At 58.7% G+C, this 13,172-nt stretch carries 17 protein-coding genes and 1 pseudogene; 13 read left to right on the forward strand and 5 right to left on the reverse strand.

The annotated features are described in order from the left end of the window. Positions 1-131 precede the first annotated feature (131 nt). The 5 genes from P0Y41_RS17155 (at position 132) to P0Y41_RS17175 (ending at position 2,531) form a co-directional block, all read left to right on the forward strand. A complete protein-coding gene (locus tag P0Y41_RS17155; protein ID WP_284063832.1) occupies positions 132-677 on the forward strand; it encodes a hypothetical protein in 546 nt (181 codons plus the stop codon). A gap of 73 nt (positions 678-750) precedes the next feature. Then, the gene (locus P0Y41_RS17160; RefSeq protein WP_095637973.1) at positions 751-1,041 is read left to right on the forward strand and encodes a DUF8069 family protein; all 291 of its coding nucleotides are present in this window, start codon (positions 751-753) and stop codon (positions 1,039-1,041) included. Continuing rightward, complete coding sequence (locus P0Y41_RS17165) at positions 1,041-1,376, forward strand: DUF7558 family protein (RefSeq protein ID WP_284063833.1); 336 nt, start codon at positions 1,041-1,043, stop codon at positions 1,374-1,376. The genes P0Y41_RS17160 and P0Y41_RS17165 overlap by 1 nt, the downstream gene beginning before the upstream one ends. A 49-nt stretch (positions 1,377-1,425) precedes the next feature. Continuing rightward, positions 1,426-2,025, forward strand: coding sequence for a DUF7437 domain-containing protein (locus tag P0Y41_RS17170; RefSeq protein WP_284063834.1), 600 nt, complete (start codon positions 1,426-1,428; stop codon positions 2,023-2,025). Next, complete coding sequence (locus P0Y41_RS17175) at positions 2,022-2,531, forward strand: PIN domain-containing protein (RefSeq protein ID WP_284063835.1); 510 nt, start codon at positions 2,022-2,024, stop codon at positions 2,529-2,531. The genes P0Y41_RS17170 and P0Y41_RS17175 overlap by 4 nt, the downstream gene beginning before the upstream one ends. A 2-nt stretch (positions 2,532-2,533) precedes the next feature. On the opposite strand, the pseudogene P0Y41_RS17180 reads toward P0Y41_RS17175, so the two are convergent. Next, positions 2,534-2,793: pseudogene (locus tag P0Y41_RS17180) on the reverse strand (MarR family transcriptional regulator). Positions 2,794-2,914: 121 nt separating this feature from the next. Between P0Y41_RS17180 and P0Y41_RS17185 the strand changes: the two are divergent. From P0Y41_RS17185 to P0Y41_RS17205, 5 genes are all read left to right on the forward strand, one after another. Then, complete coding sequence (locus P0Y41_RS17185) at positions 2,915-3,175, forward strand: HalOD1 output domain-containing protein (RefSeq protein WP_204749961.1); 261 nt, start codon at positions 2,915-2,917, stop codon at positions 3,173-3,175. A 580-nt stretch (positions 3,176-3,755) separates the two neighbouring features. Beyond that, positions 3,756-4,622 (forward strand): DNA-binding protein, encoded by an 867-nt coding sequence (locus tag P0Y41_RS17190; RefSeq protein WP_284063865.1) that lies wholly within the window; start codon positions 3,756-3,758, stop codon positions 4,620-4,622. A 216-nt stretch (positions 4,623-4,838) separates the two neighbouring features. Then, positions 4,839-5,801: a homing endonuclease associated repeat-containing protein gene (locus P0Y41_RS17195; RefSeq protein ID WP_284063837.1), complete on the forward strand. Its 963-nt coding sequence runs from the start codon at positions 4,839-4,841 to the stop codon at positions 5,799-5,801. A gap of 112 nt (positions 5,802-5,913) precedes the next feature. Further along, entirely contained in the window at positions 5,914-6,729 is an 816-nt protein-coding gene (locus tag P0Y41_RS17200) for a hypothetical protein (protein ID WP_284063866.1), read from the forward strand. Beyond that, entirely contained in the window at positions 6,642-7,208 is a 567-nt protein-coding gene (locus P0Y41_RS17205; RefSeq protein ID WP_284063867.1) for a hypothetical protein, read from the forward strand. The genes P0Y41_RS17200 and P0Y41_RS17205 overlap by 88 nt, the downstream gene beginning before the upstream one ends. Before the next feature lie 29 nt (positions 7,209-7,237). On the opposite strand, the gene P0Y41_RS17210 is transcribed toward P0Y41_RS17205, so the two are convergent. From P0Y41_RS17210 to P0Y41_RS17225, 4 genes are all read right to left on the reverse strand, one after another. Then, the gene (locus tag P0Y41_RS17210; RefSeq protein ID WP_284063839.1) at positions 7,238-7,912 is read right to left on the reverse strand and encodes a hypothetical protein; all 675 of its coding nucleotides are present in this window, start codon (positions 7,910-7,912) and stop codon (positions 7,238-7,240) included. A 76-nt stretch (positions 7,913-7,988) separates the two neighbouring features. After that, positions 7,989-8,489 (reverse strand): hypothetical protein, encoded by a 501-nt coding sequence (locus P0Y41_RS17215; protein WP_284063840.1) that lies wholly within the window; start codon positions 8,487-8,489, stop codon positions 7,989-7,991. A 277-nt stretch (positions 8,490-8,766) separates the two neighbouring features. Further along, positions 8,767-9,216, reverse strand: a complete 450-nt coding sequence (locus P0Y41_RS17220) for a hypothetical protein (RefSeq protein ID WP_282352360.1) — start codon at positions 9,214-9,216, stop codon at positions 8,767-8,769. A gap of 140 nt (positions 9,217-9,356) precedes the next feature. Further along, positions 9,357-9,911, reverse strand: a complete 555-nt coding sequence (locus P0Y41_RS17225) for a hypothetical protein (protein WP_284063841.1) — start codon at positions 9,909-9,911, stop codon at positions 9,357-9,359. A gap of 467 nt (positions 9,912-10,378) precedes the next feature. Here P0Y41_RS17225 and P0Y41_RS17230 point away from each other — a divergent pair, with 467 nt between their 5' ends. The 3 genes from P0Y41_RS17230 to nrdR all read left to right on the forward strand — a co-directional run bounded on the left by P0Y41_RS17230 (position 10,379) and on the right by nrdR (position 13,127). Next, positions 10,379-11,305 (forward strand): transcription initiation factor IIB, encoded by a 927-nt coding sequence (locus P0Y41_RS17230; RefSeq protein WP_284063842.1) that lies wholly within the window; start codon positions 10,379-10,381, stop codon positions 11,303-11,305. A 94-nt stretch (positions 11,306-11,399) separates the two neighbouring features. Next, complete coding sequence (locus P0Y41_RS17235) at positions 11,400-12,281, forward strand: biosurfactant protein 1 (RefSeq protein WP_284063843.1); 882 nt, start codon at positions 11,400-11,402, stop codon at positions 12,279-12,281. A gap of 357 nt (positions 12,282-12,638) precedes the next feature. Beyond that, positions 12,639-13,127, forward strand: a complete 489-nt coding sequence (nrdR, locus tag P0Y41_RS17240) for a transcriptional regulator NrdR (protein ID WP_137704849.1) — start codon at positions 12,639-12,641, stop codon at positions 13,125-13,127. Positions 13,128-13,172: the final 45 nt, after the last annotated feature.

A 13,172-nucleotide genomic window follows, 5' to 3' on the forward strand; every position in this document is an offset into this window, starting at 1 on the left:
CGCTGGGGCTGGATCCACTCCCTCGCCCCCACCCACCGCCCGACTCCTCGAGTGAGTGAATCCTGGCGACCGGTCGGCTCGAATGGCCGTCGCGACGGGTTTTATCGGGCCACTATTCGTCGAGAGCGAGTATGGTCGTCGTCGAGGAGCTCACCAAACTGAGCGAACGCCGTACCCAAACCTCGTCCGAGGCGTTTCCGGATGATTCGTTGGCGTCGATTCGGTCGGCTGTCGAGGCCGTCCCAGCAAGCGTCTTCGACGGCTCGACGAAACACACAGAGGTCGGTGGGTTCGATGCCGCGATCGCCGACGGGCTCTCGCAGTACGAGTACGAAGGGGACGCCACCGGCGGCTACAACCCGAACTGCAAGCTCTGGTCGCATCAGGGGTTTAACTACAGCGTCGACCTCTACGACGCCGACGCCCGCATCGCCATCGAGGTCGAGAAGAGCAAGCGGAAGAACGTCAGCGACGACCTCCTGAAGTTCCAAAAGGGGTACCGCACCCAGAAGGACGGCCGGCCGAAGATCGAGTTCGGCTGTCTGGTGGTGCCGGTGAACTATCTCGGCCGGCATAACCTCTACCAGCATAGCCTGACCAAGCTCGACTTCATGAAGGGCGTCCTGTTCATCGACGACGTCGCCGTCATCGGCTATCGCGACCCCAGACCGGACTGAAGCTGTCCGTCTTGACTGTTTATCGGCGCCGGAAGGCGTGCAGCGCGCGACAGTGTGCGCTGCGTGACTCACCATGCCTGGTCCCGATCCGCACGACGACACGAGTCGCGACTACGAACGGTTCGAGAAAGAACAGCTCGCCCAGGACCGCGACGCCACCAGCGTCGACACGGCGGACATCGACGACACGACGGCCCAGCGCCTGGTCAGCGACCTCGTCGACGCGGACGTCGTCACTCCGGTTCCTGAAGACCAAGTTCTGGTTCACGAGCCGAGCGGCACCACGTTCGACTCGATGACACAGCTGGCCGTCTTCCACCGTGGCTGGACGGCCGGCCGCGACGCCGACGGGGAGGGCGAGTGATGCAGCAAACCCTCGTTGGCTGTGCGTTCTGCGACGCACCGCCTGGTACCGAGACTGGCGAGGCGCATACTTGGGGGCAGGACGAACGGGTCACCCACCCGATCTGCGTCGACTGCGCGATTCAGACGGAGCCGGATCCCGACGAGCGCGATCACGTCGCCTGTGACGGCTGTGGGCTGGTCGTCGACACGCTCGCAGCGCTCACGCGGTTCCGGGTCGAACTCGGGCATCTAGAAGGCCCGGTACAGCTGTGCGCCCGCTGTAGTCCGGGCGGGCTCGCGACGTACTGGACGCGCGACCTCGAGGAGCATCTCGTCGCAACGCCGCCGGAGTGACCCAAACACTCTTTACTGATTCGCTGTAAACTGTAATCAAGAACGGATCGTGTCACGCACCTCAAACTGCGCCGACGGCGACATCGTCCAGGACTTCCTCTCGGTCGCGGATCTCCTCGAAGAGCCACAGCTGGCTCAGCTGTACGCGTACCTCGCTCGGGAGGGCGAGGCGACCGTCCAAGACGTAATGGACGACCTCGAGCTCGCCCAGGGGACCGCCTACAGTTACGTCAACCGGCTCGTCGACGCCGGCGTCGTCGACGTCACCGACGACGAGCAGCCACGCCGGTACGCCGCCCGGGAGATCGACCTGACCGTGACGACGGCCGCCGGTGACCGCGAGTACACGATCACGCCGGCGCTCATCGACGCCGTCGGCCGCCGCGAGACGGACGCCGACATCGACACCTACATCGACCGCCACGGCGTCGCCGGCCTCGCGACCGCGCTCACCTACGCGGTCGCCCGCGAGCGCGGCGAGGTGACCCACCGGCTGATGGCGGAGGATCTGGACATCTCGCCGTTGGCTGCGGAGATGATCCTCCAGGCGCTCCGGCCCGTCGTCCACGAGCACTACGACATCGAGGAGTCAGGGACGGGACTCGACGAGTTGGACATCGACGACGGCGACGGCGCTGACGACGCGTGAGCCGGCTCCACATCGCCGACACCGGCCTATTCGTCGCGATGGGACAGCCCTCGAACAGTCGGTACCAGGCCGTTCGGCGGTTCGCTCGCTGGAACGACGTTACCTTCGTCCTGCCCGAACGGGTGTACGAGGAGCTGACTATCGACGATCCGGATGTCGAAAACCCGCCCGTCGACACCGCGATCGACGAGGGCTGGGTGACGGTTGCGGCGCCGCTCGAGTTCTCCGAACCGGTCGTCTCGCGGGTGATGGACGGCGTCCAGCGGTACATCGCGAACGCCGACGACCGCCCTGCCGACGAGGTCGAGCGTGCCGACGCCGCCCTCGCCGCCCTCGCTGCCCAGCATCTCAGCGCGGGAACGGCGACCGAGGCGTACATCTACACGACCGATATCGCGGCCGGCGAAGGGGCCGAAACCGTGCTCGCGAGCGAGGGCTACGGTGACTCGGTGACGTTCGTGAACGGCTTCCGGTTCATCGAGGACCTGGTCGCCGGCGACAGCTGACGCTATTCGGAGTCAAGGTCACGAGCGTCGAGGTCGCCGGCGAGATACTGCTCTCCCGTTCTCGTGATATCGTAGACGCCGTTGCCGAGGTGGACGAGGAGGCCGTATTCGACCAGCGTCTTGCAGCGGGCATTGATGTGTTGGCGGGAGAAGCGAACTCGATCGCTGTCTGCCATTTCCTTTGGGGTATCGGGGCCGGCTTCAGAGAGATGCTCAGAATGCGGTCATCAGCGCGAGACATCCAGTCGGCGTCAAAGCGCATAATCGCTTCTGGTTGCGCCGACGCTATCCCGAACGCGCTAAGTCAAGTGACGAAGCGTAGCGCTTCTACAGTTGACTCCTTACGTTTTAAACGCCTGCCACCCTAACTCCCGAGCGTTCAGATGCATTCCCCTCCATCGGACAGTTCGGGCGGATCGAATGACCTTCTCGTAGAGATTATTGAGACGCTGGAGACGTGTGGACTCGAGGACGATTCCTACCAGCTCCACGATTACGTCGACCCCGATGCGCTCGAACAGGTGATCGCCTCCGCCGATGAGAACATCACCGTTCAGTTCACTGTCGAGGGGATCCCACTCGATGTATCACCGGACGGTGTGGACGTCATCGTCGAGGACGAATCGCAGTCCGTCGGCGAATAACGACGTGCGGGTCCGAGATAGGAATCGTTCCTGAAAGCCCTCGGCCGCTCGACGTCCCGCGACCACCGCTGCGCGCCTCGTCCCTGCGGTGCTTGCGGGGTCGGGGGACGGCCGAGGCGGCCTCGCCCTTTTGAGTCCGCCAGGACAGTGGATGGCCCACCGAGCGACGTAGCCGGCTGAACGGGTGCGTACGTGACGGCTCGCCCCGCTCGCCGCTGCCGCCCTCCGCGTCGCTCGCGACCGACCATTCCGGGCGTGCGGGCGCTCTCTGCACCGCCCGCGCCCGTTCCGGGCTAAAGTAAATGTGCCCTCGGCGCCAGCGGGTAAGCGCGAGGGGTTGCGCGGCGTGGCTGCTCACCCCCACGCTTACTCCGCTGGCCGCTCGCTCCGGGCGGGTCGGCGCGCGGTGCTGGTTGGGGCCACCTCATGCAGGCGCGCTCTCGCTCGCGCCCGGTAGGGCGCTCGCGAAGGCGCGAGCGAGAGCGCGCAGATGGTTCTGTCGGTCGTTGTCGTCGGAAAACCGCGATGTAGGAGCATCGCGGTGTCGGCGCGTGAGCGCCTTCGGTCTTTGGTGAGACCAATGTCAAGTAACAGCTCTGGTAGCAAGGTCGTTACGGTGGATGAACAGGCATTCGAAAAAGCGGACGAGCAGGCGGTCGATGAGGACGGCTTCCCGGTCGTCGACGAGACGCCAGAGTTCGAGGCGGCAGTCGAGCAGGAGACGCAGGCCAAGGTCGATGCGAACCACCCGGATGGGATCGCGGACACGAGCGAGGACCGGATTCACGGTGTCACCCTCGAACAGGAGGAGCGTATTCGGGCGCGGGAAGCCGAACTGGAGCGCATCAGTGCCCAGGCCGAGCTGGGAACACAGGACGGTCGCGAGCAGCGCACGCGAGAGGTCGTCAGCGAGCAGTGTGGCCGTGACGAGCCGGCGCCGGCGGAGCGTACGGATCCCCGAGAAAAGCTGACGCAAGAGGAGCTCGCAGAGGTCAACGAGCAAGCCATGCGGATCAGCGACGAAGTGCAGGGCGGCTGGTCGAGATCGGTCGTCGCGAAGCAGTTGGCCGAGAAGGTGCAGCGCGGTCGGGACGTCACGAAGGCGGTGCTGGAAACCCTCGAGGAGCTGAAGGCGGCGCCGGGGGCGATCGTGCCCATCGCGGACGTGCCGGACGTCCCGGTTGGTGAGGTGACGGTCGAAGGAACAATCGAGACCCTCTGGGAGCCTTCCTCCTCAAGCATCCAGCAAGTCGGGCTGATAGCGGATGATAGCGGGAAAATCAAGTTCACCTGCTGGGAGAAATCCGGGCAGACGGTGGTGCGTGAAGGTCAAAAGGTGCGGTTCCGGGCAGCAGCCAAAAACTGGTACGAAGGCCGGTGCTCAATCGCGCTGACCGGGTGGTCGCGGATCGAGTTCCCGGGGCGCGGTCGGTGGTGGGAAGAATAGGCAGTTGAGACAACCTTCTTTTTTGCTGTGTGCCGGACCGGCCCAGACCCCACCTCCCCACCCTCCGCTCCGTGCTCGCTTCGCTGCGCGCGCAGCCACGACCTCGCTCACCAGTCCAACATTTATCCGGCAAACCGGGGGAAGGAGTGTGCGACTCGGGCGAGTTTATCTGGCCCCCAGAAGGGTGCGGGCGTACGAGCGCTCCGGGTAGGACAGATGACGGGTGAACGTGAGCTAACCTGCGATGTCTGTGGAAAGTCCTTCGACACCAAGGACGCGCTGGGCGGCCACAACAGTAGCCACAGCCGCCGCATCTCAGACACCCAGTTACTGGCCGAGGTCGACCGTCTCGTAAACGAGCTGGGCCGTTCCCCAACAGCCACAGAGATGAATGAGCTAGGGGCGTATTCAGCTGGAACGTACAAAAATAGATTCGGCAGCTGGGCAGAGGCACTCCAGGAAGCGGGATACGAACCGGTGAAACAACACCGAGTGTCCGAAGACGCACTCCTCGACGAAATTAGACGGCTCGCAACGGAGGACGGGACGCCGCCAACGGCGGCCGACATGCGCTCGGAGGGCGAGTTCACGGTCACAATCGCGCAGAATCGCTTCGGGAGCTGGAACGAAGCGCTGGAGGCAGCTGGGTACGACCCCAACCATCGGCATCGGATTTCGGATGCAGAATTACTCGAAGAGATCCATCGGCTTGCCGACGAACTAGGGAAGATCCCCACAGCGCAGGAGATGAAAGACCACGGAGAGTTCTCGCATCGACCCTACTTTACTCGCTGGGAGGGCTGGCAAGCTGCGATCCGAGCAGCGGGCTACGAACCGGTCGGCCGTCCAGCCGGCCCAGACCATCACAACTGGAAAGAACAGCCAGTCCACGAGTGGCGCGAGTACGGGGACAACTGGAATGAACAACGTCAGAAAGCGCTTGAACGCGACAACTATACCTGTCAAACGCCGGACTGTGAGTGGACGCAGGAGGCGCATCTCGAGACATTCACGAGAGGACTCCACGTACATCATATCCGACCGCTAAGCGCCTTCGGCGACGACGAGAGTGAGGTGGATTTCGAGCGGGCCAACCGGCTGGATAACCTCGTTACGGTGTGTGCCGAACACCATCATCTCTGGGAGCGGGCATCACCGCTCCGACTCGATATACGGTGAATCTCGTAGCCGGCGGGTGTTGAACGAGTAGCTGACTGAATGGCAATCGGATAGGCAGTCACCCAGTTGGGAGAAGTATATTGGATTAGAGGATAAAGCGGTCAACAAGAGAATGTCTGAACTCCTATCGCTTGGTACTGAACTCGAGTTTGCGGATTATGTTGATTGGAATGAAACGACGAATATCAAAGACTACGAGGTTGTATTTGTTGACCTTCTGGACTTGGAGAAGCGAAAGGATGAGTTCCTACATTCCTACGTTCCGGCTGGGTACAAACGCCAGTACAATCTCCCGAATCCTAAAGACGTTCTGAGGCTTCTAACATCTGGAGGGGACCTGATTGTTTGTCTTCCAACCACTACATCAGTGAAGCCTTCGGAAGATCAAGAGTGGGAACCGGAGGAACCGATACCCGATGATGCGTTGATACGCCCAGGAACGCCTATTCTCAATTTGTTTTCGTGGCTTCCATTCGGGCTGGAAGTGAGTGATGAGCCTGGAAAATCAGTTGACGAGGGGAGTATCGACGATGGCTGGAAATGGTACTTTGACGGCCAATTTAGCTGGGAAATTTCTTTTAAGAACCATATCCCCGATGAGGATAGCGTTGAATACCAGTTCCACTCCTTAGTTAGCAATCGATATGGTGAGGCGTTAGCTGCGGAAATCATGGTAAAAAGCAAGGGAGGGATGCTCCCCACTGGCTCTGAGTCTAATCAGGGAACAGTGTATCTTCTTCCGCTGGTGAAGACAGGTCATAGCTTCGATGATGTTGCAGAAAAAGTGGTGGACAATTTCTATCCTGAGGTTGATCTGGAGACGGTAGGTCGACATCCGGATTGGTTGAGCGAGTACGCTGCACCTCGAGAAAAGGAATTACTGGGGAAGATTCGGGAGCTGAAGATGAACTTGAGGAGGAACGGCTGAGGAAGGATCTTCTCTGGGAGTATGATGATGAGCTTGAAAATGCGGTTCGTTCGGCGTTCAAGGATGCTGGGTTGACTGTTGGTGGAGAGGTAAAAAATCGACGTGACGGTTCTATTGAATTGGATGACCGCGTAATCCTACTGGAGATCAAAGGGCAGGAAGGAGATGTTTCTGAGGAGAATATTTCTCAGCTGATTAAATGGGTGGATAGAGATGGAGACGAGTTTGAAAGGGATGTGACGGGATTGTTAGTGATGAACCATCGTCGGCTAACTGAGCCGAATGAGCGAGAGTTCCAGTTAGATCAAGAGCGGTATGGTATGCTGGATAGGAACGGTTTACAAGTGGTTACCTCGCTGGAGTTGTTTAAGATGCTTCGTGGATTGGAAGCCGGTGATATCTCCGAAGCAGATGTGGTTGAGAAATTAAAATCGGAAGAGATAGTCGTTCAATTTGACGAGGTCGAGAGTCCTTTCTGAGATGCTTGGTATGAGAACTAAACTTAGGGTTACCAGCGCCAGATTTTGGCTGCCCAGCTGTGGTCGGACTCGTTAACTTCTGTCTCCCACCCTTTCTCCTCTAACAAGTTCGGAAGACTGTCGAGGTGTGCATCACCGCAGGAGACTACAACAGTATCGTACCCGTTTTCTTTGGAGCTTCTGTGGATTTCCTCCACCATATCTTGGTCACGGGTTCCAAGCCGTCGTTCCTCGAGGATGATCAAGAAGAAAGAGAACAAAAGCGGTGCCCCGATCACCATCATTGGTTTGACCACTGCCGTGAATGTGAGGGAGGCAACCGCTGGAGCATCAATAAATGGAAACGGATATACGGGGACGAACAATCCGGCAGCGAAGACTAAGCCGGAGATCACCCCTGAGCCAAGTATCCAGCTTTTAGGAAATCGGGGGTACAGTTCTGGGAGATCGGTGTCGATTTCGTCGTAGACAGGGATCTCTGCTTTCTCTTTGATGTCCGGCCCCTCGTAGAGCGCTGCTTGCAGCCAGTACAGTGTGAGAGCCCCGATCAGGAAGGAGAGGTAGCCGATTGACCAGTTGTCCGGGCTGACACGGTCTTCTCTCTGTTCCACGAACAATGCATCTGCATCAGCGTCTAAGTGCGAGTCAAGTGATTCTCTGTCCGTAGAAGAGATGTGAAATTCTCCCTGAAATACGGCTTTCATTGACTGTCAAGTGCGTTTCTATTGAAGAAAGATAATTGTGCAGGTGGAGAAACGGTTCCAATTCGATCTCTCTGATCTATATGTACTGGATGGCGAAGGTGGATGCAGAGATAACGAACGCCAGGAAGGACAGGAGGATGATCCGGTTGGTCAGCATCTGCTGGCTTTTCGCATCGGCCTTCCTGTAGACCCGTTCCTGAACGGAATACACCCTGTTCAGTTCTCTGGGGAACCATTCCCAGCCGAGCTGGGTCAGTATCTCGCTGACCGCTTTCTCACTTACCTCGTCTCGAGGTATATCAATAAGCTCGTGTAGATGGTCTTCCGGCGACGAGATCACACGCTGTACTTCAAAGAAGTCAGAGGAGAGAGCCGAGAGTTCGTCATTTATTCTGGCGAGCTCGCTGCTCCAGACTCCGGCACTGAGATTGTCCAACCGCTTCTCTAAGGCAATTAGCTGGCTTTCTATTCTGAATATCTCGCTGATGAACTGTATCGTCTGGTCGTGATCGTGATCTCCTGGCGTCCTACTTATGAACCGTTTCGCACGGTCCTCAAAAGAGGTCTCTGAACCCATTATCAACGAATGGAGAATATTTCCACTAAGCCATTTCCCCTCACAATTCCGCAGAGTGAGTAGACCATCTGTTGGTGGAGTAATCGTATATACGGAGCCTGTCTGTAGGAGTACGTCAAGGACGCCGCCGATTTCTACCGGGAACAGGGTGACCCAGGGACGGCAGAAACCCTGTTAGACGAGACAGAGATAACGGAAGGTCAGAAGAAAACCACGGTAGAGAGGCAAGAGCTGATTATAGAGAAGGTAGCCGAGACGTGATCTGTGCTAATATGGGTTACAGCATTGGTTCGTAGTCAGGGAACACCTGTCCTGCTTTCTGGTTGACGGCGTGCGGCGGTTTTACCGGTTTGTTCTCGCGGGATACGTAGTACCGTTCTTCGTCGAGCTTCTGGATATGATAGTCTTCTCCGTCCGCTGCTTCGACCATGACACGTACTTCCTGTTCTTCGACAGTGTCGGAGGTTCCCGGATTGAGATGATGATCGAATTCAGCCCGGTCGAGGTACGGTTTGATCGTGGCCTGGACGTCTTCGGGGAAGACTCGGCCACTGCTGACCAGTGTGTATCGTCTACCTCTTGCGTTCCGCATTTCCGTTTCCTGGATGATGATGGCGTGTTCGTAGTCGTCTCTGACTTTCTGCAACTCGTATCCTAGGTTGTCGTCATCTTCGAGTTCTGAAGGAGCGGTTTTTACGAGTACCGAGTTGATTGTTGCACCGGCCATAGCTGAGTCACGTTGTCGAAGATTTCAGAATCAGTGGATATCAACGTTTGGCTGAATATCCTCGCCAACCAATTGCTGGAAATTAGCAGAAACCGACGCGAGTGTTGAACATTGAAGCCACCAAGGTCACTGCCTATCCCTCAAATTAGATACTCCAATAGCCCAGTACTCTGTATTATTCCCGGGATAGGATGTAATAGTATCAACGTCAAGGATACAGCGGTCAATTTCAAGCACTGGTCCAGTTTCGCCATTTTCTCGTCGTTTCTAGTCCGGTTTCCTTTGAAGAACATCTCCGGGTCATCAGTTTCCTCGTTGCCTGTGATCACCGTGAGGTAGGATTTGACGAGTTCACGTCGAACCGGTTCCGGCGGATTATCGATGTACTGCAGATAATCTTCTTCATCCAGTCCTGGTCTGTGGTAGTCCCGGACCCAGAGAGCTGAGATTCCGTTGACCACTGAGATCAGTGCGACCGCCATCGCCGCGTAGTGCAGAATGTTGAGGCTGGAGAAGATACTGACTACGGAGACGATGATTGCGTCAACGGTCAGTACGGTACCGATCTTGGATTCGACTGAAGTTCGCCGGTCTGATTCTTCCTGGTATCGGAGCCGGATTTCTTCGAGGGCCAGTTGAGACAGATCTACATCACTGCTGCCATCTTCTTCGTCGCTGCCCTCGTCGTCGGTCATTCAAAATTCTCTGCCACACTCATCACAGATGCGGTCTCCCTTGTTTTTCTTGAGGGTGCTGAAACTTGACTCGTCCTTGCACTTTGGGCATACAGGCATGGCTATGTCGTTAGAAGGTTTCTCCGCATTCGTCGCAAGTTCGTTTGTCTTTCTCTTCTCCGTCCCCAAGCTCGGCGCTGTGGGTCAGTGCTCCGTCTTTACAGTCAGGGCACAACGGCATCGTTTTAGAACGTCTCTCCGCACTCGTCACACACCTGTTCTGCGTTCTGGATCAGGCCTGTCATCGCGTCATCTCGACAATCAGGGCAGAGAGGCATTCTTGTACCGGGTAGTACCCATTTACAGTTAATAAGGATTTGGCGGCATCGGTCCCCCGGAAGGGGTTACAGTCCTGCAGAGAGTCTATTGTCCCCTCAATGGGTGAGGGGCTCGCTGTACTGGCGAGTTCCCGAAACACGGTAAGAACGATGGCAACCAGAGACATCTACGAGAGCGGATTCGACGAAGACGTCCGAACGGAATCGAGTGCGAACCAGTGTCCCGAGTGCGACGGTCGGGTCACCACGAACGCGGTCGAAACGGTCTGCGAGGACTGTGGCCTGGTCGTCGACGAACAGCGCATCGATCACGGGCCGGAGTGGCGGGCGTACGACGACGAGGAGCGCGAGCGAACGGGCGCCCCACTTACTGCGGCCCGCCACGATCGCGGCCTGTCGACGGAGATCGGTCGCGGCACCGACGCGAAGGGGAACGAGATCTCTGGGCAGAAGCGACGGCGACTCGCGCGGATGCGCCGTGAGCAGACTCGCGGTCGCTGGCGGTCGAAAGCGGAACGGAATCTCGCACACGGACTGGGCGAGGTGCGTCGGTTGGCGAGTGCGCTCGAACTCTCTGATTCGGTCCGCGACCAGGCGTGTCAGCTCTTCCGGAGCGCCCAGAACGAGGATCTGCTTCGTGGCAGATCCATCGAGGCCATCGCCGCGGCCAGCGTCTACGGGGCCTGCCGGTGCAACGGCCGCTCGCGGTTGGTGGACGACGTCAGCGAGATGGCCCGCGTCGCGGAGTCACGAGTCACGAACGCGTACAAAACGTTGAACGAGGAGCTGGGCCTCCCCGCTGAGCCCGTCTCCCCCAGCATGTTCGTGCCGCGCCTCGCCTCGGACCTCGAGTGTCCGGACGAAATCCGACAGCGGGCCCGAGCCCTCGCGGAGCAGGCCGAGGGGCGCGGCGTCACGACGGGCGTCCATCCGGCCGGGTTCGCAGCGGCCTGCCTCTACAAGGCCGGTCGCGAAGAGGGCCGATGGTTGACGCAATCCGAGGCCGCGGACGTAGCGAACGCCTCGAAGGCGACTGTTCGGGCACACCGGGATACGTTGGAGGAACGGGTCGCCTGACGCAGTCCACTGTCTCTCGGTCTGTACTGCACATCGGTCTATCCACGTTACGATTTAAACACGAAGACGAGCCATGTTCTCTGTAGACTGCTCTATGAACGGTCGTTACTCCGACTTTGAGGAACTGCGGCCGACTGGCGAGGCGTCCCCCATTCCGGACACGAGGCTGGACGACGGCTGTGAGGGTGCCCCCCGGCGGCAACGCGTCGCGACGAACGCTGGTGGCTACCCTGATGCGCCGACGGCCACCGACGGCGAGTGCCGGTCCTGTGGGGCCTCAGTCCCAGACGGCCAGACGAAATGCCGGTTCTGTCTCACCAACCATCTCGGAAGTGACGCCACTAGCACGGACGAGGCAGCGTCGACGACGTGCCTCGGCATCGTCCACCTGGTCGTCGAGTCGACCACGTTCTACGGCGCCGTGGCGAAGGGCGGCGCGGCGGCGAACCTCCTCTCCGCTAACGAGGCGGAGCCGGCCGTCGACGACTATACGCTCATCTACGATCTCGACGAGGCGCCGGCGCGCCAGCTGGCCGAGCAATGGCCCTCACTTCCCGACGCCGTACAGGTGTCGTCAGCGGAGGGAGAGCGGCTTCTCAGTGCCGCCCGTGACCGGGCTGGGTGGCACGGGCAGGAAGCGTCGGAGCGTCAGGAACAGGCCCCGACGCGGCTATACGACCAGCGTGGGGACGGCATCCTCGCCACGTCGCGTCTCGACGCGGTCCTCGACGACGCCGACGACGCGGTGTGGCTGGTTCCAGCGATGACGCTGACCGAATCCGCCGGCGAAGCTGGGGCTGATCGCCAGGTGTCGTCGGTACCGACGACGCAGGAACTCGACTGTCAAAGCTGTGGACAGGCGACCGACCATCGGTTCAAGACCCACGAGTCGGTCCCGGATGAAGCGTGGACGGGGCAACCGATCTGGGAGTGTCGGGTGTGTGGCTCGGCTCGCTACGGCCCCAGTCTCGAGTAGCCCCAGTGCTCGGCGTCGATTAACCAACATCTCTGCAGGTGGCTCCGGGTTTCGTTGGTTAACAGTAATAGGAAGTACGATTTCCTTGTTCAGACTCGCAGCCGCTAACTGGTGTAAAATCGATAACTACAGATAGAATACTAATCGCTATGTGAGGGGATGGAGAGCAATAGTTGAGACTGGGTCACTCAATGCATATGATCCCAATTTTCCGCGCCCACTATTCAAGTTTAGTTGTACTACATCAATTCAATTGGGTAAGTTTTATGTGACAGTCCTCACCACCAGATATTGCGGTCGAAATCGAGAGCCCCCACATCTGGGGTTAAGACCCTGGAGGATTAAGTAGTGACAACTATGAACTGCCCGGATTGCGGGAACGAGCGAACACGCGTCATCGATACAGGGACTAGTGCCGACGGAACCTCCGTCCGACGGCGCCGCGAATGTCAACGCTGTTCGTTCCGCTTTACGACCTACGAACGTCCAGAGTGGGAGTCACTCCAGGTGAAAAAACGCGACGGAACCATCGAATCGTTCGACCGACAGAAACTCCGCGCAGGGATCGAGCGAGCCGTTGAGAAGCGCGATGTGGCCGAGACAACAGTGACTGCTCTCGTCGACGATATCGAGAGCGAACTGCAAGGTCGAGAGGCACGTATCGTCTCTTCGAGTCTCATCGGCGAACTCGTCTCTGAGAACCTCCGCACGCTCGATAAGGTAGCCTACATTCGATTTGTCTCCGTTTACAAAGCATTCTCTGAGCCGCAGGAATTCCTGAGAGAACTTGACGCAGTCTTGGATGCAGAACTCGATGACTTCGATGCCTCGAACAGCTCACTATGACACAAACATACGCAGATCAAACGAATGTTCGGTCATCCTTGACCG

Origin of the sequence: Halobaculum halobium, assembly GCF_030127145.1 — an archaeon.
GTDB classification, from domain to species: domain Archaea; phylum Halobacteriota; class Halobacteria; order Halobacteriales; family Haloferacaceae; genus Halobaculum; species Halobaculum halobium.